Origin of the sequence: Streptomyces durmitorensis (genome assembly GCF_023498005.1) — a bacterium.
GTDB lineage: Bacteria > Actinomycetota > Actinomycetes > Streptomycetales > Streptomycetaceae > Streptomyces > Streptomyces durmitorensis.
The window spans coordinates 1,160,301-1,184,286 of record NZ_CP097289.1 but is presented as its reverse complement, the minus strand read 5'-3'; the positions used below and the strand labels follow the sequence as shown (position 1 = coordinate 1,184,286).

Annotated in this window: 21 protein-coding genes; 12 read left to right on the top strand and 9 right to left on the bottom strand. The window is 69.9% G+C overall.

Annotation, left to right across the window (positions count from 1 at the left end; translation table 11 throughout):
- Positions 1-15: 15 nt before the first annotated feature.
- Positions 16-1,644 (top strand): extracellular solute-binding protein, encoded by a 1,629-nt coding sequence (locus M4V62_RS05630; protein WP_249586111.1) that lies wholly within the window; start codon positions 16-18, stop codon positions 1,642-1,644.
- Between the two features lie 16 nt (positions 1,645-1,660).
- Here M4V62_RS05630 and M4V62_RS05625 read toward each other — a convergent pair whose 3' ends face one another.
- Both M4V62_RS05625 and M4V62_RS05620 read right to left on the bottom strand, forming a co-directional pair.
- Positions 1,661-3,085 carry an amino acid permease gene (locus tag M4V62_RS05625; RefSeq protein ID WP_249586110.1) on the bottom strand — a complete coding sequence of 475 codons (1,425 nt, stop codon included), beginning with the start codon at positions 3,083-3,085 and terminating at the stop codon, positions 1,661-1,663.
- Between the two features lie 123 nt (positions 3,086-3,208).
- Positions 3,209-3,670 carry a universal stress protein gene (locus M4V62_RS05620; protein WP_249586109.1) on the bottom strand — a complete coding sequence of 154 codons (462 nt, stop codon included), beginning with the start codon at positions 3,668-3,670 and terminating at the stop codon, positions 3,209-3,211.
- Between the two features lie 108 nt (positions 3,671-3,778).
- Here M4V62_RS05620 and lysX point away from each other — a divergent pair, with 108 nt between their 5' ends.
- On the top strand, positions 3,779-7,078 hold the full coding sequence (lysX, locus tag M4V62_RS05615) for a bifunctional lysylphosphatidylglycerol synthetase/lysine--tRNA ligase LysX (RefSeq protein WP_249586108.1): 3,300 nt from the start codon (positions 3,779-3,781) through the stop codon (positions 7,076-7,078).
- Positions 7,079-7,188: 110 nt separating this feature from the next.
- Positions 7,189-8,034: a polysaccharide deacetylase family protein gene (locus tag M4V62_RS05610; protein ID WP_249586107.1), complete on the top strand. Its 846-nt coding sequence runs from the start codon at positions 7,189-7,191 to the stop codon at positions 8,032-8,034.
- A 61-nt stretch (positions 8,035-8,095) separates the two neighbouring features.
- On the opposite strand, the gene M4V62_RS05605 is transcribed toward M4V62_RS05610, so the two are convergent.
- Positions 8,096-8,752, bottom strand: a complete 657-nt coding sequence (locus M4V62_RS05605) for a class F sortase (protein ID WP_249586106.1) — start codon at positions 8,750-8,752, stop codon at positions 8,096-8,098.
- A 350-nt stretch (positions 8,753-9,102) separates the two neighbouring features.
- Between M4V62_RS05605 and M4V62_RS05600 the strand changes: the two genes are divergently transcribed.
- Positions 9,103-9,603, top strand: a complete 501-nt coding sequence (locus tag M4V62_RS05600; RefSeq protein WP_249586105.1) for a hypothetical protein — start codon at positions 9,103-9,105, stop codon at positions 9,601-9,603.
- A 221-nt stretch (positions 9,604-9,824) separates the two neighbouring features.
- On the opposite strand, the gene M4V62_RS05595 is transcribed toward M4V62_RS05600, so the two are convergent.
- The 3 genes from M4V62_RS05595 to M4V62_RS05585 all read right to left on the bottom strand — a co-directional run bounded on the left by M4V62_RS05595 (position 9,825) and on the right by M4V62_RS05585 (position 11,996).
- Positions 9,825-10,370 (bottom strand): hypothetical protein, encoded by a 546-nt coding sequence (locus M4V62_RS05595; protein ID WP_249586104.1) that lies wholly within the window; start codon positions 10,368-10,370, stop codon positions 9,825-9,827.
- A gap of 628 nt (positions 10,371-10,998) precedes the next feature.
- On the bottom strand, positions 10,999-11,217 hold the full coding sequence (locus tag M4V62_RS05590; protein ID WP_249586103.1) for a hypothetical protein: 219 nt from the start codon (positions 11,215-11,217) through the stop codon (positions 10,999-11,001).
- A gap of 68 nt (positions 11,218-11,285) precedes the next feature.
- A complete protein-coding gene (locus M4V62_RS05585) occupies positions 11,286-11,996 on the bottom strand; it encodes a nucleotidyltransferase domain-containing protein (RefSeq protein ID WP_249592701.1) in 711 nt (236 codons plus the stop codon).
- 111 nt (positions 11,997-12,107) lie between these two features.
- Between M4V62_RS05585 and M4V62_RS05580 the strand changes: the two genes are divergently transcribed.
- On the top strand, positions 12,108-12,749 hold the full coding sequence (locus tag M4V62_RS05580; protein WP_249586102.1) for an HAD family hydrolase: 642 nt from the start codon (positions 12,108-12,110) through the stop codon (positions 12,747-12,749).
- 54 nt (positions 12,750-12,803) lie between these two features.
- On the opposite strand, the gene M4V62_RS05575 is transcribed toward M4V62_RS05580, so the two are convergent.
- Both M4V62_RS05575 and M4V62_RS43565 read right to left on the bottom strand, forming a co-directional pair.
- Positions 12,804-13,568 carry a bestrophin-like domain gene (locus tag M4V62_RS05575; RefSeq protein WP_249586101.1) on the bottom strand — a complete coding sequence of 255 codons (765 nt, stop codon included), beginning with the start codon at positions 13,566-13,568 and terminating at the stop codon, positions 12,804-12,806.
- Positions 13,569-13,582: 14 nt separating this feature from the next.
- Complete coding sequence (locus M4V62_RS43565) at positions 13,583-13,711, bottom strand: hypothetical protein (RefSeq protein WP_283779071.1); 129 nt, start codon at positions 13,709-13,711, stop codon at positions 13,583-13,585.
- 636 nt (positions 13,712-14,347) lie between these two features.
- Between M4V62_RS43565 and M4V62_RS05570 the strand changes: the two genes are divergently transcribed.
- The 4 genes from M4V62_RS05570 (at position 14,348) to M4V62_RS05555 (ending at position 19,364) form a co-directional block, all read left to right on the top strand.
- The gene (locus M4V62_RS05570; protein WP_249586100.1) at positions 14,348-15,343 is read left to right on the top strand and encodes an SCO0930 family lipoprotein; all 996 of its coding nucleotides are present in this window, start codon (positions 14,348-14,350) and stop codon (positions 15,341-15,343) included.
- 305 nt (positions 15,344-15,648) lie between these two features.
- Positions 15,649-16,461: an SAM-dependent methyltransferase gene (locus M4V62_RS05565; protein ID WP_249586099.1), complete on the top strand. Its 813-nt coding sequence runs from the start codon at positions 15,649-15,651 to the stop codon at positions 16,459-16,461.
- Positions 16,458-18,593, top strand: a complete 2,136-nt coding sequence (locus M4V62_RS05560; protein ID WP_249586098.1) for a putative bifunctional diguanylate cyclase/phosphodiesterase — start codon at positions 16,458-16,460, stop codon at positions 18,591-18,593. Before M4V62_RS05565 ends, M4V62_RS05560 begins: the two co-directional genes overlap by 4 nt.
- A 12-nt stretch (positions 18,594-18,605) precedes the next feature.
- Positions 18,606-19,364: a VOC family protein gene (locus tag M4V62_RS05555; protein WP_249586097.1), complete on the top strand. Its 759-nt coding sequence runs from the start codon at positions 18,606-18,608 to the stop codon at positions 19,362-19,364.
- Positions 19,365-19,529: 165 nt separating this feature from the next.
- Here M4V62_RS05555 and M4V62_RS05550 read toward each other — a convergent pair whose 3' ends face one another.
- Positions 19,530-20,408 (bottom strand): LysR family transcriptional regulator, encoded by an 879-nt coding sequence (locus M4V62_RS05550; RefSeq protein WP_249586096.1) that lies wholly within the window; start codon positions 20,406-20,408, stop codon positions 19,530-19,532.
- Between the two features lie 132 nt (positions 20,409-20,540).
- Between M4V62_RS05550 and M4V62_RS05545 the strand changes: the two genes are divergently transcribed.
- From M4V62_RS05545 to M4V62_RS05535, 3 genes are read left to right on the top strand one after another with little or no spacing between them, the layout of a single operon-like run.
- Complete coding sequence (locus M4V62_RS05545; protein ID WP_249592700.1) at positions 20,541-21,212, top strand: succinate dehydrogenase; 672 nt, start codon at positions 20,541-20,543, stop codon at positions 21,210-21,212.
- A gap of 3 nt (positions 21,213-21,215) precedes the next feature.
- On the top strand, positions 21,216-23,189 hold the full coding sequence (locus tag M4V62_RS05540) for a fumarate reductase/succinate dehydrogenase flavoprotein subunit (protein ID WP_249586095.1): 1,974 nt from the start codon (positions 21,216-21,218) through the stop codon (positions 23,187-23,189).
- The gene (locus tag M4V62_RS05535; RefSeq protein ID WP_249586094.1) at positions 23,186-23,932 is read left to right on the top strand and encodes a succinate dehydrogenase/fumarate reductase iron-sulfur subunit; all 747 of its coding nucleotides are present in this window, start codon (positions 23,186-23,188) and stop codon (positions 23,930-23,932) included. Before M4V62_RS05540 ends, M4V62_RS05535 begins: the two co-directional genes overlap by 4 nt.
- The last annotated feature ends 54 nt before the right edge of the window (positions 23,933-23,986 follow it).

Genomic DNA, 23,986 nt, shown 5'->3' with positions numbered 1-23,986 from the left:
ATTCCCATGACAGGCATGTCCCGACGCACCTTCCTCAGCCTCTCCACGGCCGTCGTGGCGGGCGCGGCCGCCACCTCGCTGACGGGCTGCGGCTCGGGTGCGAAGAAGACGGGCGAGGCGGCATCGGCGAAGGTGAAGCTGCCTTCGTACGTTCCCTTCAGCAAGGTCAAGCCCGATCTGCCGCCGAACGCGAAGGGCCTCTCGGCCGGGTTCCTCTCGTACCCCAAGGAGTTGGTGCGCAGCGTCCCCAAGACCCCCGGCGACGGGTCGAAGATCACGATGCTGACCGAGATCTGGACGCAGCCGCCGGCCCCGGCGGGCTCCAACGCGCACTGGAAGAAGGTGAACAAGGAGCTCGGCGTAGACCTGGAAGCGATCCTTGGCACCGACCCCGGTTACGAAGAGAAGTTCTCCGCCGTCATCGCGGGCGGCGACCTTCCCGACCTCATGTGGATACCGCCGAACCAGGGAATCCAGCACATCGCCGAACTCCTCGAAGCCAAGTGCGCGGACATCACGGAGTACGTGTCCGGGGACGCGGTGAAGGACTATCCGAACCTCGCCGCGATGACCCCCGCGCACTGGAAGACCGCCGTCGTCAACGGCAAGATCTGGGGCGCGCCCAGCCCGTATCCCGCCTTCGGCCAGGTCTACGGCGGCAATCCGAAGGTCTGGGAGAAGGCGGACGGCCTCTCGGCATCCAGCCCCGAGGAATTCCTCGCCAAGTGCAAGGAGGTCACGGGCGGCAAGACCTGGGCCCTTGAGCCGATTTACGTCAACGCGGCCAGCGTGATGAGCCAGTGTTTCGGCGCCCCCAACAAGTGGCGGCAGAACAAGGACGGTTCGCTCACCTGGTTCCAGGAGACCGACGAGTACACCGAAGCGCTGAACTTCGTCCTGAAGCTGAAGAAGGCCGGGGTCTTCTATCCGGGCAACCCCAAGATGGCCGACGCGTACACCAAGATGGCGCAGGGGGCGATCGGGGCCTGTGTGTTCGCGAATCCGTTCAACGCGCGGAAGGACTCCCGCGTCCAGGACCCCGGGCAGGCCGCCGAGATCCTGATCCCCTTCGGCGTGGGCGGCAACAAGCCCAAGCACCACTACCACCTGGGCACGATCGGCTACACCGCCGTCAAGAAGGGCGACGAGAAGCGCGTGCGCATGCTGCTCGGCGTGCTCAATTACCTGGCCGCGCCGTTTGGGACCACCGAGCGCGAGTTCCTCGAATTCGGCACCGAGGGCACGGACTTCACGTACGACAAGAACGGCTTCCCGGAGCGCTCGAAGCAGGGCAAGCAGCAGGTCGAGGGCCTCTTCAGCGGACTGACCACGGCGACCACGTCGCCCTTCGCGCTCGTCGCCTCGACCTTCCCGGGCACGGAGCGTGCCCAGGACGTCAAGGACGTCTACGCGGCAGAGCAGAAGCTCATCGAGACCGCCATTCAGAACCCGGTCGTCGGCCACTACTCGGACGCGTACACCCAGCACTACGGCCGTATGTCGACCGAGGCGACCGACCTGGTCAACGACATCGTCAGCGGCCGCAAGAAGCTGAGTGAATGGAAGCCGTTCTGGGCCGAGTGGAAGAACAAGGGCCTGGAGCAGATGGCACGCGAGTTCCAGAAGTCCATCGAGAGCGCCTGAGCGGCCCCACCGGGGGCTAAGGAACGCGGTCGGTCTTCGCCAGCTCCGACTTCCGGTACGAGTACGCGAAGTAGATGACAAGGCCGACCGCGAACCACACCGCGAACCGCACCCACGTCTGCCACTGCAGGAACGTGATCAGCCAGATGGAGAAGACGACCCCGATGGCGGGCACGACCGGCATCCCGGGGCAGCGGAACGTGCGCGGCAGGTCGGGCTGCTTGTAGCGCAGCACGATCACCGCGATGCAGACCACCACGAACGCCAGCAGGATGCCGATGTTGGTCAGCTCGGCCGCCTCGCCGATCGGCAGGAACCCGGCGATGGCGGCCGACGCGAACCCGACGATCCACGTCACGCGCGTCGGCACGTGCCGGGTCTTGTGGGTCTTGGCGAACCACTTCGGCAGCAGCCCGTCGCGCGACATGCTGAACCACACGCGGGTGACGCCGAGCATGAAGGTGAACATCACGGTGAGGATGCCGATGATCGCGCCGACCGCGATGACGTCGGCGAGACCGCCGAGGCCCACCGACTTGAAGGCGGTGGAGAATCCGCTCTCCGGGTCGATGTCCTTGTAGCTCTGCATGCCGGTGAGGACGAGACAGGCCAGGACGTACAGGACCATCGAGATCCCGAGCGAGTAGAGGATCGCTTTGGGCATGTGGCGCTGCGCGTCCTTGGACTCCTCGGCGGCGGTGCTCATGGCGTCGTAACCGAACACGGCGAAGAATACGGTCGCCGCGCCCGTGAACGCGCCGCTGACGCCGAAGGGGAAGAACGGCTCGTAGTTCCCGGTGTTGATGTGGAAGAAGCCGACCGCGATCACCACGATCACGACGATGACCTTCAGGACGACCACGACCATCTCGAAGCGCGCCGCGTTCTTGATGCCGAGGGTCAGCAGATAGGCGATGAGCAGGCACAGGACCGCGGCGAACAGGTCGACCTTGTGACCGTCGCCCGTGCCGGGCGCTCCCAGCATCCAGGTGGGCAGCTGGGCGCCCATGTCGTTGATCAGGAAGTTGAAGTAGCCCGAGATGCCGATCGCGACCACCGCCACGATCGCCGTGTACTCGAGCAGCAGGTCCCAGCCGATGAACCAGCCGGTGAGTTCGCCGAGGACGACATAGCCGTAGGTGTACGCCGATCCAGCCTTCGGGATGAGGCCCGCGAACTCCGCGTACGAGAAGGCCGCCGCGGCGCTCGCGACACCGGCGATGAGGAAGGAGATGAGGACGGCGGGTCCGGCCGTGCCGTTGGCCACCGTCCCGGCGAGGGTGAAGATGCCGGCGCCGATGATGCCGCCGACGCCGATCGCGGTGAGCTGCCAGAGGCCGAGGGAGCGGGAGAGCCCGCCACCTGCCCCGCCTTCGGTCTCTTCGATGTGTTCGATGGGCTTGCGGCGCATGACGCCGTGCCCCATCCGGAGTCCCGCCATGAGCTCCACCTTTTCGCAGACGGCAGTCGGCTGATGGCGGATCATGATGGCCCAGGCATGCGCATGACGGAAGACGCCACACCCCTCACACCTGTGAGGGTTCAGCACTCTGGCGGGTGCGGGTTACGGCACCACGGTGACGGGCCAGCGGCCCGCCTTGACCAGGCGTACCGCGACCGAGCCGACGATCCGGTGGCCCGCCTGCTCGGAGGCGCCGACGACCACGGCGTCGGCCTTGAGGTCGTCCGCCGCGGTGACCAGACCGCTGAAGGGGTCGCCGCGGAAGGTGTGGAACTCCCAGCGCACGTCGAATATGTCCTTCACCCGCTCGGCCGCGTCCCTGATCTCGGTGATGAGGGACTCGGCGATCTCGTCGGTCGTGTCGGCCACCGGGGCCCCGAGGGCGGCGCCCGCGGCCATCACCGGCTGGACGTAGACGACGGCGAGCAACGCGTGCTGCCGACGCGCCAGGCCTCCGGCATATGCCGCGGCCCGGAGCGAGGAGTCCGACCCGTCGACACCGACGACGATCACCTTCGGGCCGTCGGTACCGCGTTCGAACTGGTGGGAGTGGTGTTCAGTCACAGCCGAGAGGTTAACGGAGAGCGCCGTTCCTGTTGAGGGCGCCCATGCGCGGGACGGCGTCCACCGTCTCGACGAGCGACCCGGGCCGAGCCTTCCTAGGGTCGGTCCATGAGCACCAGCGTGGAGAGGCCCGGCACCGAGCCGCAGCGCGGACGACACCGCTTCCTGAAACGCGTGCCGGAGGGATTCGCCACCTTCTTCGGTGTTCTGGGCCTCTTCTGCGCGATCCTCGCGATCATCGCCCCGCTGCGCCACCTGCTGCGCCCGGTGGTCCGCGTCCTGGACCTCCTCACGGTCCCGGTGAGCCCCAACCTGGCGTACGCCGTCTTCCTCTTCCTCCTCGCGGCGGCGACAGCGGCCCGCAAGAAGGTCGCCTGGTGGCTCGTCATCGTCTACCTGGGCCTCCTTCTCGCCTTCGACGTGCTCGGCATCGCCCTCGGCTTCTGGGCGGACTCGCTCCCCTCGCTCATCGTCTGCGCCATCGCCTTCGTGCTCCTGGTCCTGGCCCGCAAGGAGTTCTCCGCGGACTCCCGCCGCGGCGCCGTCCGGCGGGCCGTCCTGGTGCTCGTCGCGGGCCTCGCCGTGGCGATCCTGGTCGGCTGGGGACTCGTCGCGCTCTTCCCGGGTACGCTCCCGCGCGGCGAGGCCCTGCCCTGGGCGGCCAACCGCGTCTGCGGCGGGCTCTTCACCGGCCACGACTACTTCGACGGCAGGCCCCCGCGCGCCCTGCACTTCTGGCTCGGCCTCTTCGGCGCACTCGCCCTCCTGAACGCCGCCGCGGCCCTCTTCCGCTCCCAGCGCATGGAAGCCGCCCTGCACGGCGACGAGGAACCCCGCATCCGCGCTCTGCTCGGCACGTACGGCGCCCAGGACTCGCTCGGCTACTTCGCCACCCGGCGCGACAAGGCCGTCGTCTTCTCGCCCAGCGGCAAGGCCGCCGTCACCTACCGCGTCGAGGCCGGCGTCTGCCTGGCCAGCGGCGACCCCGTCGGCGACCGCGAGGCCTGGACGCACGCGATCGGCGCCTGGCTGGACGTGGCCCGGCAGTACGCCTGGGCGCCCGCCGTGATGGGCGCGTCCGAGGAGGGCGCCACCGCGTACGCACGCTCCGGGCTCGGCGCGCTCCAGCTCGGTGACGAGGCCATCCTGCACGTCGCGGACTTCGACCTGGACGGCCGCGACATGCGGGTCACACGACAGGCGGTGAACCGCGTCCGCCGCACCGGCGCCACCACCCGCATCCGCCGCCACTCCACCCTCACCGACGAGGAGATGGAGGAGACCATCGACAAGGCGGACGCCTGGCGGGACACCGAGACCGAGCGCGGCTTCTCGATGGCCCTCGACCGGCTCGGCGACCCCGAGGACGGCGACTGCCTGCTCGTGGAGGCCCTGGACGCCGACGGCAGACTCATCGCCCTGCTCTCCCTCGTCCCCTGGGGCAAGGACGGCATCTCCCTCGACCTGATGCGCCGCGACCGGGCGACCGCGCCCAACGGCGTCATGGAGTTCATGGTCGCCGAACTCTGCGCGGGCGCAGGCAAGTTCGGCGTGCGCCGCATCTCCCTGAACTTCGCCGTCTTCCGCTCGGTCTTCGAGGAGGGCGCCCGCATCGGGGCCGGTCCCGTCCTGCGGCTGTGGCGGAAGCTGCTCCTCTTCTTCTCCAAATGGTGGCAGCTCGAAGCGCTCTACCGCTCCAACGCCAAGTACCACCCCGAGTGGTATCCCCGCTTCATCTGTTACGGCGACGCGGGAGCCCTCGCCCGGATCAGCCTCGCCTCGGGCATCGCGGAGGGCTTCGTCTCCGTGCCCTCGCTGCGCAAGCTCTGGGGCAAGGGACGCGGGGCCAAGGGAGTCACCAAGCCCACCAGCACGGCGGGCCTCCCGCCGATCTCCGCCCTCGGCCTCGCCGACCAGGGGGAGGCGGCCGACGCCGACCCGCTGGCGGCGCTGCCCGACCAGGTCCGCATCCGCCACCGCAAGCTGGAGCGGCTGCGCGCCGACGGCGTCGACCCCTACCCCGTGGGCCTCCCGCCCCGCACCCACACCCTCGCCGACGTGACGCCCGCCCTGACGGGGGAGCAGGTCACGGTCGCGGGCCGCGTCATGCTCGTACGCGACTTCGGCGGGGTCGTCTTCGCCGTCCTGCGCGACTGGTCAGGCGACCGCCAACTCGCCCTGACCCGCGACCGGTCGGGCCCCGACGTCCTTGACCGCTTCACCTCCGGCACCGACATCGGCGACCACGTCACCGCCACCGGCACGGTCGGTACCAGCGACAAGGGCGAGCTCACCGTCTTCGTCACCGGCTGGCAGCTCACCGGCAAGTGCCTGCGCCCGCTGCCCGACAAGCGCCGCGGGCTCGCCGACCCCGAGGCCAAGGTCCGGCGCCGCTACCTCGACCTGGTCGCGAGCCCCGGCGCACGCGACGTCGTCCGGGCCCGCTCCACCGCCGTACAGGCCCTGCGCCAGGGCCTGTTGGACCGCGGCTATCTCGAGGTCGAGACCCCGATGCTCCAGCAGATCCACGGCGGCGCCAACGCCCGCCCCTTCACCACCCATATCAACGCCTACGACCTCGACCTGTATCTGCGCATCGCGCCCGAGCTGTATCTGAAGCGGCTCTGCGTCGGCGGCATGGAGAAGGTCTTCGAGATGGGCCGCACCTTCCGCAACGAAGGCGTGAGCTACAAGCACAACCCCGAGTTCACGATGCTGGAGGCCTACCAGGCCTTCGCCGACTACGACGTGATGCTCGACCTCACCCGCGAACTCATCCAGGGCGCCGCCACCGCCGCCTTCGGCGCACCCGTCGCCCGCAAGGCCGACGCGGACGGACGGCTCACCGAGCACGACATCTCCGGCTCCTGGCCGGTCAAGACGGTCTACGGAGCGATCTCCGAAGCACTCGGCGACGAGGTCGACGCGGACACCCCGCTGCCGCGGCTGCACCGGCTCTGCGACCGCGCCGACGTCCCGTACCGGCCGGACGACGGTCGCGGTGACGTCGTACTGGAGATGTACGAGCGGCTCGTCGAGGAGAAGACGAAGCTGCCCACCTTCTACAAGGACTTCCCGACCGACGTCTCCCCGCTGACCCGGCAGCACCGCACCGACCCGCGCCTCGCCGAGCGCTGGGACCTGGTCGCCTTCGGCACCGAACTGGGCACCGCCTACTCGGAGTTGACCGACCCCGTCGAGCAGCGCCGCCGCCTCACCGCCCAGTCGCTGCTCGCCGCCGGGGGAGACCCGGAGGCCATGGAACTGGACGAGGACTTCCTCGACGCCCTGGAGTACGCCATGCCGCCCACCGGCGGGCTCGGCATCGGCGTCGACCGGCTCGTCATGTTCCTCACCGGCCTGACGATCCGGGAGACGCTGCCCTTTCCGCTCGTACGCCGTCGCTGACCTCTCTCGACCGATCTCTCCCGTCATTCTGCTGGTCCCATCGGGTGCTTTCGCAGCCCGCCCTGGTGTTGGTGGTCCGCGCCGGCCTTCGGCCATGCGACGGATTAGTCATGAAAAAAGATCAGATGACTCCAGGGCGTCGCGCACTCCTGCGCGGCGCCGCTGTCTTCGGTCTGGCCGCGACCGCCGGCTGCGCGGGTACGGAGCGGCCGAGCGCGCCAGGACCCACGGCTCCCGGCGGTGCGGCGGCCGGCGGCCCGCCCGCCGCACGTGCCCTCAAGCCCTCGGCCTACCGCCTGCAGCCCATGACGGGCCACGGCCCGCCGCATGCCGCGCGCGCCGTGCCCCGCGTCCGCACCAAGCCGATCCTGCGCATGGACGGAGAGGGCCGCACCATGGTGCTGACCTTCGACGACGGACCTGACCCCCGCTACACGCCGGGCATCTTGCGCACCCTGCGCCGGTACGACGTCCGCGCGATGTTCTTCGTCTGCGGAGAGATGGCCGTCGGCAACTTGGACCTGCTGCGCGAGATGGCCGACGACGGACACCTGATCGGCAACCACACCTGGACGCATCCGCTGCTCCCGAAGATGACGCGGAGCGCGATGCGCGAGGAGATCGAGCGCACCTGCGAGGTCGTCGAGGAGGCCGTGGGCGAACCCCCGGCCTGGTTCCGCGCCCCCTACGGAGCCTGGAACCGCAATGCCTTCCAGCTCGGCGCCGACCTGGGCATGGAACCGCTCGCCTGGACCGTCGACACCCTGGACTGGACCGAGCCGGGCACCGGAACGATCATCCGGCGCGTACGGGCGGGGGCGGCCCCAGGAGTCGTCGTGCTCTCGCACGACGCGGGCGGCAACCGCTCCCAGAGCGTCGAAGCCCTGCGGACGTATCTCCCCGAACTCATCGATTCGGGATACCGCATCACCGTGCCGAGCCGCTACGAGATGTAACCGGAATTCAGCACGGGAATGGTCGCCCGCCCGGTGCCGTGTTCCGCCGACGCATTCGCCGTCAGCGCACGTCCACCAGGCGGGCGAAAACGACGACGTTCCCGTCGTATCCGGCCTGCTTGGAGAATCCGCCGCCACAGGTGATCACGCGGAGTTCCGGAGCTCCCTTGTCGCTGTAGACGCGGCTTCCCGGGAAATTGTTCTTCTCGAACACTTCGATCCCGTAGATCTCGAATACCGCGGTCTTGCGGTCCCTGCGCATGACCTCGACGCGATTTCCCTTCTTCAGCGAGCCCAGGCCGTAGAAGACGGCGGGCCCCTGCTGATTGTCCACATGGCCGACGATCACGGACGTGCCCTTCTGGCCCGGCGAGACGGCCCCGGTGAACCAGCCGGCGAGGTTCGGGTCCTCCGGCGGCGGCGCGTCCACCCAGCCCTCCGCGTCGAGCCCGACGGGCATGACCGGCGCGTCCACCCGGATCCCCTTGATCCCCACGCGCGCGGCGGGGGAGAAGGTCAGCGGTTCGACGCCCTGTCCCGCCGCGTCGGGCGCCTGGTCCGCCGCGGCGGCCGACGCCGGCTGCGGCGGACCTACGTCGAATTCCCCTGAGCCATTCCGGATCAGCGCGAGGCCGGTCAGCAGAACAAGCGCCATCACGCCCCAGGGCGCGCGCTTCTTCTGCTGTTCCTCCTCATCGGCCGGCTGAGACGAAGACATTCTCTGATCCCCTCTCAACGCGGCATTCGAACCGCGTCCGTTGCGCTTACGAGCACGCTAAGCGGGGTGCGCGCGACGGGCGACAGAGCGGGAGCGAACGGGTGGCGCCCATACCGGGTATGCGCCATCCGAGTCGCGGTCGGCAGGAAATTTCTGACGGTCCGTGACCTGCGGCAATATCGGCTTGTGCGTTCACGCTTCGGCGTGTCGCCTCACCAGGACGGCCGATCGCCGAAATGCGGGTCTGTGCACGGCATCTGAGGGTCAGTCTGGGAGGCGCTCTCGCCGATCGACCGGGGACGGTTACCCCGGGGCGTCTTCCGCGGAGGATTCACATGCGTACTTCTCGTATGCGCACCACTCGTGCCCTCGCGGTCGCAGTCACCGCGGGTGCCGTCGTCGGCCTCGCCGCCCCGACGGCATCGGCCTGGGCCGACCCGTCCAACATCGTCGCCATGCCGAGCGTGATCCCCCGAGGGGGACAGCTGACGGTCACGGTCGACGGCAAGTCCTGCCAGGCTGTCGGCAGCAAGATCACGTCGGATGCCTTCCCCGACACGCACCTGAAGCACATGGGCAGCGGTACGGCCAGCGCGAACACCACGATCTATCAGCACGCCACCCCGGGTGCCCACAGCATCACCGTCCACTGCGGCGGCAAGACGCTCACCAAGCCCGACGCGTTCACCGTCATCCACGGCGGTGTCCGTGGTGGTCTCGGCGGCAGCAGCGACACGGGGGCGACCAGCACCGACATGGCGATCGGCGGTGTGCTCGTGGCAGCAGCCGTGGTCGGCGGCGGGGTGTTCTGGATGCGCCGCCGCGCGGAGAACGCAGGGCGCGGCTTCTAGACGCACACCCCGCACCGGCAGGCCCGTCACTCGCACGTCGGGTCTTCGTACGCCGGTGTCCACACGTCGGGTGTGAACCGTTCCGCCCTCCTGACCGGCGCGTCCCCCTTCCGCGCCGGTCACGGGGCGGTCCGTGCCCACCCGCATGCCGCCGCCCGGTCGCCCGCTGAGCTCAGCGGGCGACCGGGCGGCGGTGTGTCGTAAGCCGTGCGGTGGGCCGGTCAGGAGTTGCTGTCCCCGGTGCGGCGACGCGTCCAGTAGTACGCGGTGCCGAGTGTGCCCACGATCAGGGCGCTGCCGAGGGCGATCTCATGCAGGTCGAGCCCGCCGAGACTGCCGCCGACACCGGCCCGCACTCCGTGGCGGACCGGGGCCGTGGGGTGATGGGTGGGGTGATGAGTGGGGCGGCCCGTGGCGATGGTCAGGTCCGTGGTCCCCTTCTCGCCCTTGCAGTCGAAGGTCACCTCGTACATCGCGCCGGGTTTGGCGTCCTCGAAGACCGTCGCGGTGGTCGACTGCTGCCCCTTGGGGATCTGGGCGTCGTCGAAGACACCCGAGGTGACCGTCGTGTTCCCCTCGCAGCCGTCCACGCTGAGCGTGACCTGGCCGCCCGCGGCGATCGTCGAGGGGGTGACACGGAAGCCGAACGAGGTGATGTTGTTGTTCGTGTCGGTGTCGTCCGCGACGGCAGCGGAAGCGGTCGGTGCGGTGAGGGTCAGGGCGGTGGCGGCGAGCAGAGTGGCCGAGGCGACGCGTATCGCGCGCATGATCATTCCTCCGGGTCTCCGAGGAGCAGCCGCGGACCTTCTTCCGCTTTCACCTGTTATGCACCTCGATGCGGGAAACGCTAGGCAGGGAGCCGGGCGGCCGCGATCTCAGCCGCGCGAACGGGGCAACGGTGTGGGCCGGACAGGGGAACGGGGCGGGGCGGTGACGGGGGTTCAGGGGGTGGGGCGTGTAGAGGGGTGGGGCCGCCGTCTCGTGCACGGTCGGGCGTCGTGCGGGGACAGCCGGTCGGCACCGTGGGGCCTGGGTGCCGGATGATTCAGGAGCCGCTCACCCAGGTCGCCGCACGGCAGGCTGCCGTCGGCCCGGCATCGGGGACGGGCGACTGCTTTCCGGGCGCCCTCGCCGTACGAGGCGACAAGGGCGAGGGCGCGGCGCCGGGTCCCCGGGCGTCAGGGCTCCGGGGCTCAGAGGCGGAGCCCGCGACCGCCCTCGGCGGCAGGCGGCGCGGAACCGCGCAGCGAGCCTGCCATCAGCTCAACCGGGCGGGCGGCCATGACCAAGCGCCATGCCCGCGCCCGTACGCGTGCCCGCGCTTGTACCCGTACGCGTGTCCGCGCCCGTACCCGTACGCGTGCCCGTGCCCGCATTCAACTCGTGCCCAGTGGCTCAGGACCCCGTAACCCACACATGCGCCCCGCTGCCCCGCCACTCCACGAGGTGCGGGTCGTCGAGGGCCATGTCGGCGTCGCCGAGACCCGCGCGGCGCAGGAACTCCACCAGGTCACGGTCGTCGCGCGCGACGCCGACGGCCTGCCCGCGCACGGTGACCCGCCGCCCGCCGTCGGGAGTGGGCGGGTGGACGATGATGGGTGTCTGCCAGGTCATGCCACCAGAGTGCGCTGCGCGGGGCCGCCGCGCAGCACGGTTTACGGACCCGTGTGCGAAGCCGTTGCTCAGATGTCGGGGTAGCCGCTGCGCCGGTACCCCTCCCACAGGCGCCCGCCGGACGGCGCGAGCACCTCGTCCACGAGCGCGACAAGCCCGGCGTCCCTGCCCTCAAGGGCCTCCCGCACCAGGCCCTCCAGCTCCTCGGAGAACCCGGGCCACACCGCGTCCACGCGACGGGCCGTCCATTTCCCGCCGCCCGTCCACGACCCCGTACGCAGGAGGACGAACTCGGCGGCACGCCCGGCGATCTCGGTGACGATGAAGAACCGTTCGCCGGCCGTCGAGCACCCGGCGAGGTCGTCGAGAAGGTCGGTCAGGACGTATCGCTGGTCCTCGATCTCGGCCGGGGCCGCATCGGGAGGCCCGGCCGCCAGCAACTGCCGCGCCTCGTGCCGCAGGCGGGCGCCCGCCCCGTCCCGGTCCGCGAGCACCACCCCGTGGGCGCACATCGACAGCAGCGACGACTTCCGCCGGGGGATCTCCCGCTCGACGAACCACCGCCAGCTTGCCTCGGTGTGCACGAACAGCTCCACCGGCCATGCGCCGAACCGCAGACTGCTCCGCGACGGCTCCCGCTCACCGGCGAACACGATCACGATGTCCAGATCCGAGTACGGCGTGCGGCGCGAGGTCACCACGCTCCCGCCGAGAAGCGCCGCCACGGCGTCCGGGTACCACGCCTCGACCAACTCCTGTGCGACCCGCGTGGGTTCCATGATGTCCACGGCCCAACTGTGCCGCAGTACATCGTGGCGTACACGTGAACCCCCCGGTGCGGCGCGGGTCAGGCGGCCTGTTCTGCCTGGTGGAGCCATAGGCTGGGCTTGATGATTGAGACCGTCGTGTTCGACGTGGGGGAGACCCTCACCAAAGATGACCGCTACTGGGCTTCGTGGGCCGATTGGCTCGGCGTGCCCCGTCACACCGTCTCCGCGCTCGTGGGAGGTGTCGTCACGCGGGGCCGCGACAACGCCGAGGCGCTGCGGCTGCTGAGCCCGGACATAGATGTCGCCGCCGCCTACCACGCCCGCGAGGTCGCGGGGCGCGGTGAGCACCTCGCCGAGACCGACCTCTACCCCGATGTGCGCCCTGCCCTGGGCGGGCTGCGCAAGCAAGGGGTGCGTGTCGTCGTCGCGGGGAACCAGACGTCTCGCGTGGGTGAGCTGCTGCGTGGCCTGGATCTGCCGGCCGATCTCGTCGTCACCTCGGGCGAGTGGGGTGTGGCGAAGCCGGATCCGTCGTTCTTCGCCCGGGTGATCGAGGTGGCCCAGGCGGAGCCGGAGCGGACGCTGTACGTCGGCGACCACCCCGCGAACGACATCTACCCCGCGAAGGCGGCCGGGTTGCGGGCGGCGCACATCCGGCGCGGGCCCTGGGGGCACTGGTGGGCGGACGATCCGACCGTCATCGAGGCCGCGGACTGGCGCATCGACTCCCTCACACAGGTCGCTTCGATCATCGCTGAGTGAACGTCAGAGGAGTGGCCCCACCCGGCTGTTGCGGGTGGGGCCACTCCTCTTCCGTCATCTGCCGAGATTGTCGAAGAGCGCGTGGAACGGATCCGGGGTGGCCGCGACGCCACGGCTGTAGGGGGCGTCGAAGTCCCAGATGAGGAAGAGCAGGAAGGCGAACAGGGCCGAGAACAGCCCCGCGAGGATGAGTTCGCGTGGGGTGCGGCGGATCTGCAGGGCGAAGATCATGCCGACGGTGACGAGGCCGCCGATGATCAGACCGAACCAGACGACGCCGGGCATGGTGGCCCCGGCGCTCTCCCCACGGGAGTTGCGCGCGTCCGATGCGGCCGCGACCTCGTCGATGAGCGGCTGGTAGGCCTGGGCCTCGAAGTCGGACTTGGGCTGATAGTCGGTGACGTCGTGGCGTACGCGGCCGAGGAGTTGGGCGCCGCGGTCGGTGAGTTCGCCGCGGTCGGCCATGTAGTCCCACTCGGTGGTGACGACATGGCTGACATAGGTGCGTACATCCGTACGAATGCGCTCACGGACGTCGGTCGGGTACACCCGCGCCCGCTCGGACACCTCGTGCAACGCCTGGGCCTCGGCGTGCACATGGTCCTGGGCGACGCTGCGGGCCTCCCAGACGCCCGCGATGGCCAGACCGAGGACGATGGCGTACACCACGCCGATCATCATCGTCATGTACTCGATGACGTCCGGGGTCTCCGAAGCGTCGTAGTCCGGGCTCGTCCTGCGGTGCCGCAGGACGGTGACGATCAGGACGACGGCGCACGCGGCGGCCATCGCGAGGGTGAGAACAAGCCATTCCGACATGGGACCTCCGGCGGTCAGCGCGGTCGCAGCGCGGCGACGGCGAGCACCGCGGGCGCGGTGACGAGCAGGGTGAGCGAGACCAGGGACGGGCCGCTGCGGGGCGGCGCCTTGCGCGGCGCGGCGCGGTACGAGGGGTAACTCACCGGCGACGGGACGATCTTGGGGGCGAGGGTGGGGGTCGGCTTCGGCTCGGGGCTCGGCGGCGGTGGCGGCGGGGGCGGTGGCGGCGCGGGCGTGGCAGGAGCCGGGCGCGCGGGCGGTGGCGGCGGAGGAGGCGGCTCAGGGGCCCGAGGCTCCGGGCGTGGCGGTGGAGCCGGAGCGGGCGGCGGTGGCGGGGGCGGCGGCGGAGGCTTGGGCTTGGGGCGGTGTGTGGGGCCCGCCCTGCAGACCACCCCGTCGCCCGCGACGGCCACCGCGTCGCCGCCGGGGGCGTCACCGATCGAGGCGTAGGCGCAGTTGTCGGCGGGTGCGGCGACCGATGCCGCGGCAGCCGTCGGTGAACCGAGCAGCCAGGTCAGAACCAGAAGCGCAGCTAAGCGTGTGACCAGGCCGGATGAGGCCCTAGATGATCCATGCACCCAGGGATCATGGGCAGCGTGTCCCCCTGCCACGCCGCTGCCGCCCTCCTGATACCCGAAGGGAGGAGACGGCGGGCGCGAGCTTGACGAACAAAAGAATCTTGAACGCAGGTTGAACGCACCAGCCGTTCCCACCCGTACCTAGGGCCATGCGTGACGCACTCAGCGACGCGACACCTCAAGCGACAGCGGGAGTTTGAAATGCGGCATCCATCAGGGAGTTCCTCTCGGGCCTGGCGGAGCGCCTCGCTCGTAGCGACAGCTGCGGCCATGCTGGCGCTGACGACGGCGTGCGGTCAGGAAAAGGGGGACCAGTCGCCGAACGGACAGAACGTCGGCAACCAGGCCCCGGCCAAGGGGGACGGGTACGGGGCGGGGAGCGACGGGTACGGCGCCGACACGGGCGAGGCGAAGGAAGGTGCGGGGAAGGCGAAGGCCGCCGGTCAACTCGCCGTCTGGGACAGCAAGAAGCTCGGCAAGGTCGTCACCGACAGCGAGGGCCGCACGCTCTACCGCTTCGACAAGGACACGGCCGAGCCGCCCAAGTCGAACTGTGACGGCGCCTGCGCCACGACCTGGCCCGTCGCCTCGCCCGAGGGTGCCGAAGCCCCGCCCGGCGTCGACAAGTCCCTGCTCGGCGAGGTCACGCGGACCGACGGCAGCAAGCAGCTGACCATCGACGGCTGGCCGATGTACCGGTACGCCAAGGACGCCAAGGCCGGCGACGCCAAGGGCCAGGGTGTGGGCGGCACTTGGTACGCCGCCGCCCCCGACGGCAAGAAGGCCGCGCCCGCCGCCGAGGCCGAGCCCCCCGCCGATACCGCTCCCGTCGACCCGGCAGGGCTCTCCACCCGCAAGGACCCCAAGCTCGGGGAGATCGTCGTCGACAAGAACGGCATGACCGTCTATCGCTTCACGAAGGACTCCGCCTGGCCGATGAAGTCCGCTTGCACCGGCGCCTGCCTGGAGAAGTGGCCGGTCGTTCCGCCCGTCGAGAAGAACGACACCAAGGGAATCCTCAAGAAGGGCTTCGTCGTCTTCGACCGCCCCGACGGACAGCAGCAGCAGACGATCGACTGCTGGCCGATGTACACGTTCTCCGGTGACAAGAAGCCCGGTGACACCAACGGTCAGGGTGTGGGCGGCACTTGGTACGCCGCCGGGCCCGACGGAAAGCCTGTCGGCGCGCCGAAGTAGACGTACCGGAATCAGACGTACGGGAAATAGACGCACAGAAGCAACCGTGCCGAAGGAAAGTACCGAAGGAGAAGTCCGGCCAAGAAGGGGGTCCCGTCAGAAGTACCTCGCGTACGGTCTACCGGTCCGTTCTTTTCCCCTCTCCGGGGAAGGAGCGGACCGGTTCTTTGGGTTGATATTCGGCACTTGCCGCAGGCAGTGACCGAGAACGGACGGCCAATTTCCGTTTTGACTCGCTCCTTTGGCGGACGATCAGTAGCCTCACTTCGAACACCGGCTCGCCTCGCCTACGTCTTGGAGTCTTGATGGAGCGTCCCGCCTGGGCCCCGCTGGGCATCGACATCACGATGCCCAGCGTGTCCCGCATCTACGACTACTACCTGGGCGGTTCGCACAACTTCGAGGTCGACCGGGACGCGGCCCGCCGGGCCATGGAGTTCATGCCGGGGCTGCCCAAGATCATGCAGGCGAATCGTGCCTTCATGCGCCGAGCAGTGCGTTTCGCCGTGGACGAGGGCATCACCCAGTTCCTCGACATCGGTTCGGGCATCCCGACGTTCGGCAACGTCCACGAGATCGCGCAACAGGCGCACCCCGACGCCCGCGTGGCGTACGTCGACCACGACGCGGTGGCCGTCGCACACGGCCGGGCCGTGCTCGAAGGCGACGAGAAGGCGGTGGCCGTCGCCGGGGATCTGCGCAAACCACGGGACATTCTGGGCAGTTCGGAGGTCAACGGACTCCTCGACCTGGACCGCCCGGTGGCCCTTCTCCTCGTGGCCGTCCTGCATTTCGTGGAGGACGCGTACGATCCCTACACAGCGGTCGCCGAACTACGGGACGCTCTCGCGCCCGGCAGCGTGATCGCTCTCACGCACGCCTCGTACGAAGGGATGCCGATCCCCGCCGAGCAGGCCGGTCAGGTCGTCGGCGTCTACAAGGACATCCGCAATCCACTGATCATGCGCTCGCGCGACGAGATCGCGCGGTTCTTCGAGGGATACGACATGGTGGAACCCGGCCTCGTGCCGATGCCGCGCTGGCGGCCCGACACCGCGCCCGAGGAGGAGGATCCGTATGCCTTCTCCGGGTTCGCCGGCGTGGGGCGCAGGGCATGAGCGGGGAACCGGACGGCCCCGAGGGCAGAGTGCGCAGGTTCGCCACCATCTGGAGCCGTGCGATCTTCCCGGTGACGGCGACGTCGCTGACCCGTCCCGAGTTCGAGCAGCAACTGGTGCCGCTGGCACAGCGGTTGCGTGCTGCCCTGCACGAGCGGATCTTCGACGCGGCCGAGGGTCAAGCGATCGGCGCCGCACTCGTGGGCACGCACTGCACCGACCCCGAGGCACTGAGCCGCACGCTCGACTGCGTGGACGCCTACCTGGTCCTGTACTGCGGCGACGACGGCCCCCAGGAGGAGTTGCGGGCCCGCTCCGCGCGCCTGCAGCACGCCGTGGCCGCGGGCTTCGCCGCCGCCCTGCGGGAGCGGACCCTCGCCGAGCAGGAAGCGATATCCCGCGCTGCCCTGGACGCCCGCAGCGCCGTCGCCGAAGCCCTGCACGCGAGCGAGGCACGCTTCCGTGCCGTCTTCCACGGCGCGGCCATCGGCATCGGCATCGCCGACCTCACGGGCACGGTCCTCGAGGTGAACGACGCGCTGATCCGCATGTTCGGCGGCCTGGAGAATCAGCTGCGCGGGCGCAACGTCGCGGAGTGGACGCACCCCGACGACTCGCCCCACGTGTGGAAGCTCTACGACGAGCTGGTGCGCGGGGAGCGCGAGCACTACCGCGTGGAGAAGGCCTTCTACCGCCCCGACGGCACCGTCCTGTGGACCAATCTGACCGTCTCGCTGCTGCGTGACGCGGACGGAGTCCCGCAGTACCAGCTGGCGTTGATGGAGGACACCACCGAGCGCCGGCTGCTCAATCTGCGCCTTCGCTACGAGGCCACGCACGACGCGCTCACCGGCCTGCCGAACCGGACGCTGTTCTTCGAGCGCCTGGAGAAGGCCCTCGCGTCGGGCGACGGCGCGCGGTTCGGGCTCTGCTACCTCGACCTCGACGGCTTCAAGACCGTCAACGACAGCCTCGGGCACGCGGCGGGCGACCGGCTCCTCGTCGAGGTCGCCGACCGGCTCCAGTCCTGCGCCACGGCGCCCGGCGAGATGGTCGCGCGGCTCGGCGGCGACGAGTTCGTGGCGCTGACCACGGGGCGCGACACCGAGGCCGAGGTGGACGACCTCGCCGGACGCATCATGCACGCGCTCTCCACGCCCATCCGCGTCGAGGGCCGCGAGCTGACCGTGCGCGGCAGCATCGGCATCGTCGAGGGCCCGGCAGGGGAGCGCAACGCCGCTGAGGTGCTGCGCAGTGCGGACATCACGATGTACCGCGCGAAGTCCGCGGGCGGCAACCGCTTCGAGCTCGCCGACCCCGAGGCCGACGCCCGCGCCATCACCCGGCACGGCCTGACCACCGCGCTGCCCGCCGCCCTGGAGCGCGGCGAGTTCTTCATCGAGTACCAGCCCCTCGTGCACCTCGGCGACGGCAGCGTGCGCGGCGCCGAGGCGCTGGTGCGGTGGCTGCACCCGCAGCACGGCGTCATCGGCCCGGACCGCTTCATCCCGCTCGCCGAGCACACCGGTCTGATCGTGCCGCTCGGCCGCTGGGTCCTGGAGGAATCCGTACGCCAGGCCCGCACCTGGGAGGCGCGGCACAAGGACGCGGGGCCGCTGCGCGTGAACGTGAACCTCTCGCCCATGCAGCTGACCCACCCCGGCCTGGTCTCGGACACGGTGGAGATCCTGGAGCGCGCCGGGCTCGAACCGGGCGCCCTGTGCCTGGAGGTGACCGAGTCCGCGCTGATCGGCGCCGACGACGACCTGCTCAAGCCGCTGCGGCGGCTCGCCGAGATGGGCGTGGACATCGCGCTCGACGACTTCGGCACGGGCTACTCGAACCTCGCCAATCTGCGCCGCCTGCCGGTGAGCATCCTCAAGCTCGACCGCTCCTTCACGCAGGGCATGCAGCACTTCCCGGCCGACCCCGTCGACCTGAAGATCGTCGAGGGGATCGTCGCGCTCGCCCACAGCCTGGACCTCGCGGTCACGGTCGAGGGCGTCGAGACGGGCGCCCAGGCGGACCAGCTGCGAGAGTTGGGCTGCGACACGGCGCAGGGCTGGTACTACGCACGGCCCGGCCCGCCGGACCAGCTGCACGAGCTGGCACTCGCCGACGCGACGAGCTGAGGAGTACGACGGGTGTCCTCCGGAGTGATCAAGTGGGTGTACGCCTTCGTGGACCGTCCCGCGGACCGGTTCGCGCAGGCGCACACCTTCTGGACGGCGGTGACCGGGACGCGGCTCTCCGCGTTCCGGGGCGAGGACGACCAGTTCGTGACGCTGCTGCCGGACGGGGCCGACGCCTTCCTGAAGGCGCAGGCGGTCGGTGGCGGCTCGGGCGGTGCGCATCTCGACTTCGCCGTGGAGGACGTCGTCGCCAAGGCGTGCGAGGCCGTCGCGCTCGGGGCGACCCCGGTCTTCGCGGAGGAGGGCCTGGAGGTCCTGCGTTCGCCGGGCGGGCAGCTGTTCTGCGTGGTGACGTGGGAGGGGGAGCGGGTCCGGCCCGAGCCGCTCGTCGCGCCGGACGGCACCACAAGCCGCCTCGACCAGGTGTGCCTGGACGTGCCGCCTGCGGTGTGGGAGGCGGAGAAGGCGTTCTGGCCCGCGTTCACGGGGTGGTCCGCGAGGGCGGGCTCGCGCCCGGAGTTCCACCTCGTCGAGCCTTCCGCGCAGCTGCCGATCCGGATCCTGCTGCAGCGTCTGGATGCGGGGCCCGGTGGGGCGCACCTGGACTTCTCCTGCTCAGACCCCGAAGCGGACGCCGTCCGCCACGAGCGGCTGGGCGCCGAAGCCTTGGGGAGGAGCCCGCACTGGATCGTGATGCGGGACCCCGCGGGGGGCACGTACTGCCTGACGATCAGGAATCCCGAGACCGGAGGCTTGCCCGCCGCGGGCTAGAGGCTCTCCGCGGGCCGGTGGGGGCTGGCCGCGCAGTTCCCCGCGCCCCTAAGGGCGCTCTGCTTGCTGTCACCGGGTTCCCGGCGCCCCGTCAGGGGCGCGGGGAACTGCGCGCTCAGCCCCCACCGGCCCGCAGGGACACACAACCCCCGTCGGTAGCGGCCCTCACCGCTCAAGCAGCATCCGCTGGAGCTCCCGCGCAGCCCGTGGCGGAGCCACATCGCTGCGGTGAGCCAGAGCAATGGTCCGATGCAGGGTGGGCTTCGCCAGCGGCGTCATCCGCAGGCCGCGCCCCGCGCGCTCGGCCACCATGCGCGGCACCACCGCGACCCCGAGACCCGCCTGCACGAAGCCGAGGACCGCGTCCATCTCGCCGCCCTCCACCGCGAACTCCGGCTCGAATCCCTCGGCCCGGCAAGCGGCAACCGTCAGTTCCCGCAGGTCGTACCCGTGCCGGAACATCACGAGGCGTTCGCGCTCCAGATCGGCGACCCGTACCGACGTGCCGCCCAACTTCCGCGCCTCCGGCGACGACACCACGACCAGGTCCTCACGGAGCAGCTCCACGGTCGTCAGCGCGGGGGACGGCGACGGCAGCGGGAGCACGACGACGGCCAAGTCCAGGGCGCCGCGCGCCAGTTCGCGTACGAGGTCGTGGGAGCCGCCCTCCTCCAGGAGGAGCTGGATGCCGGGGTGCCGGTCGTGGAAGGCGCGAAGGACCTCGGGCAGCAGGCCGGTGCAGACGCTGGGGGTCGCGCCCAGGCGGATCCGGCCGCGGCGCAGCTGGGCCAGCTCCTGGACCTCGATCCGCGCGGTGTCGGCGTCCGCGAGGATCCGGCGGGCCAGCGGGAGCAGCGCCTCGCCCGCGTCGGTCAGCGCGATGTTCCCCCGTGCCCTGCTGAACAGCTCGGCGCCCAGCTCCTTCTCCAAGGCGCGGACCTGCTGGGAGAGCGAGGGCTGCGAGACGTGCACCTGCTCCGCGGCCCGAGTGAAATGCCTGGTCTCGGCCACCGCGACGAAGTAGAGGAGCTGCTGGAACTGCATACACGCCAGGATACGGCCGATGATAGCCACTCGCTATCGAGATGAGCTGATCCATCTCTTGGACCGATCGGGACCTTCGGCCTTAGCGTCGGTCCCATGGCTCTGGCAACGCGGACGGACCGACGGCCGTCGATGACGCGCACGATCTGGGACTCGTCCGTCGGCAAGAAGACAGTGATGGCAGTGAGCGGCCTGATCATGCTGCTCTATCTGATCGCCCACATGATCGGGAACCTGAAGATCTTCTTCGGGCCCGCGGAGATCAACCACTACGCCCACTGGCTGCGCACGGTCGGCGAGCCCTTCATGCACTACGAGTGGACGCTCTGGCTGATCCGTGTCGTCCTCGTCGCCGCCGTGGTCGCGCACGCCACCTCCGCGTACCAGCTGAGCCGCCGCGACATCAAGGCGCGCCCCACCAAGTACGTGAACAAGAAGGCGGGCAAGAGCTTCGCGACGCGCACCATGCGCTGGGGCGGGATCATCCTCGGCCTGTTCATCGTCTGGCACATCCTCGACCTGACGACCGGCACCGTGCACCCCGGCGGCTACGAGCACCTCCACCCGTACCAGAACATCATCGACACGTTCTCCACGTGGTACGGCAACGTCATCTACATCGTCGCCGTGGTCGCCCTCGGCTTCCACGTCCGCCACGGGCTCTGGAGCGCCGCGCAGACCCTGGGTGCGGGCAAGGCGACTCGTGACCGCGCCCTCAAGATCATCGCCAATGGCCTCGCGCTGTTCCTGACGGCGGGCTTCGTCGTCGTACCCGTGGCCGTCATGACCGGACTGGTGAGCTAGCAGATGAATTCCTCTCGTGATCACTCCTCCCGTGAGTACGCCGATTACGCGACCGGGGAGCCGGTCGTCGACACCAAGGCCCCGGCCGGTCCTGTCGCCGAACGCTGGGACACCCGCCGCTTCGAGGCCAAGCTGGTCAACCCCGCCAACCGCCGCAAGCACACCGTGATCGTCGTCGGCACCGGCCTCGCGGGCGGCTCCGCGGGCGCCACGCTCGCCGAACAGGGCTACCACGTCGTGCAGTTCTGCTACCAGGACTCACCGCGCCGCGCCCACTCGATCGCCGCGCAGGGCGGCATCAACGCCGCGAAGAACTACCGCAACGACGGTGACTCCGTCCACCGCCTCTTCTACGACACCGTCAAGGGCGGCGACTTCCGCGCCCGCGAGTCCAACGTCCACCGCCTCGCGCAGATCTCGGTGGAGATCATCGACCAGTGCGTCGCGCAGGGCGTGCCCTTCGCCCGCGAGTACGGCGGACTGCTCGACACCCGCTCCTTCGGCGGTGTGCAGGTCTCGCGTACGTTCTACGCCCGCGGCCAGACGGGGCAGCAACTGCTCCTCGGCGCGTACCAGGCGCTCTCGCGGCAGATCGCTGCCGGGAACGTCGAGATGCACCCGCGCACGGAGATGCTGGACGTCATCGTGGTGGACGGACGCGCCCGCGGCATCGTGGCCCGCGACCTGATCACCGGCAAGATCGAGACCTACTTCGCCGACGCGGTGGTCCTCGCGTCCGGGGGCTACGGCAACGTCTTCTACCTCTCGACGAACGCCATGAACTCCAACGCCACGGCCGTGTGGCGGGCCCACCGGCGCGGCGCCTACTTCGCCAACCCCTGCTTCACGCAGATCCACCCCACCTGCATCCCGCGCACCGGCGACCACCAGTCGAAGCTGACGCTGATGAGTGAGTCGCTGCGCAACGACGGCCGGATCTGGGTCCCCAAGGCCCAGGGCGACGACCGCCCGGCGAACAAGATCCCCGAGGCTGAGCGCGACTACTACCTGGAGCGCATCTACCCGGCCTTCGGCAACCTCGTGCCCCGCGACATCGCGTCGCGCGCAGCCAAGAACGTGTGCGACGAGGGCAGGGGAGTGGGCCCCGGCGGCCAGGGCGTCTACCTCGACTTCGCCGACGCCATCAAGCGCATGGGCAAGAATGCGGTCGAGGCCAAGTACGGCAACCTCTTCGACATGTACGCGCGGATCACCGACGAGGACCCGTACAAGACGCCGATGCGGATCTACCCCGCCGTGCACTACACGATGGGCGGCCTCTGGGTCGACTACGACCTCCAGACCACCGTCCCGGGCCTGTTCGCGATCGGCGAGGCCAACTTCTCCGACCACGGCGCGAACCGACTCGGTGCGTCGGCCCTGATGCAGGGCCTCGCCGACGGATACTTCGTACTGCCGTCCACGATCAACGACTACCTCGCGCGCAATCCGCACCACGACGAGGTGTCCGACGAACACCCCGCCGTGCGCGAGGTGTTGGACGAGACCGAGGACCGCATCACCCGGCTCCTCGCCGTCGGCGGCGACCGCACCCCCGACTCCTTCCACCGTGAACTCGGCGAGCTGATGTGGGAGTTCTGCGGCATGGCCCGTACGGAGACGGGGCTGCGCAAGGCTCTTGAGCGCATCCCGCAGATCCGCGAGGAGTTCTGGCGCCGGCTCAAGGTCCCGGGCACCGGCGAGGAGTTCAACCAGTCCCTGGAGAAGGCGAACCGCATCGTCGACTATCTGGAGCTCGCCGAGCTGATGTGCCTCGACGCCCTGCACCGCGCCGAGTCCTGCGGCGGTCACTTCCGTGAGGAGTCGCAGACGCCGGACGGCGAAGCGGCGCGCGTGGACGAGGAGTTCTCGTACGCCGCCGCCTGGGAGTTCACGGCCACCGGTGAGGCTCCCACCCTGCACAAGGAAGACCTCGTCTTCGAGTACGTCCACCCCACTCAGCGGAGCTACGCATGAAGCTCACCCTGCGCGTCTGGCGCCAGCAGAACGCCGAAGCCGAAGGCGCCATGTCCACCTACGAGGTGGACGGCATCTCGTCCGACATGTCCTTCCTGGAGATGCTGGACACCCTCAACGAAGAGCTCATCGTCAAGGGCGACGACCCCGTCGCCTTCGACCACGACTGCCGCGAGGGCATCTGCGGCGCGTGCTCGCTCGTCATCAACGGCGACGCGCACGGTCCCGAGCGCACCACCACCTGCCAGCTGCACATGCGGTCCTTCGACGACGGCGACACGATCGACATCGAGCCGTGGCGCGCCTCGGCCTTCCCAGTCGTCAAGGACCTGGTCGTGGACCGCTCGTCCCTCGACCGGATCATCCAGTCGGGCGGCTACATCAGCGCCCCGACCGGCGCGGCCCCCGAGGCGCACGCGGCTCCCGTGCCGAAGCCGGACGCGGACTTCGCGTTCGAGCACGCGGAGTGCATCGGCTGCGGGGCGTGCGTCGCCGCCTGTCCCAACGGCTCGGCGATGCTGTTCACCTCCGCCAAGGTCAACCACCTGGGCGTCCTGCCCCAGGGCGCTCCCGAGCGCGAGACGCGTGTCCTGGACATGGTGGCGCAGATGGACGAGGAGGGCTTCGGTGGCTGCACGCTTACTGGCGCCTGCGCCTCTGCTTGTCCTAAGGGCATCCCGTTGCCTTCCATCTCTGCGATGAACAAGGAGTGGTTGCGGGCCACGCGGAAGGTGAGCCGCTAGAGGCAGTTAGGGATCTGCGGGTCGATTGTGGCTGGTCGCGCAGTTCCCCGCGCC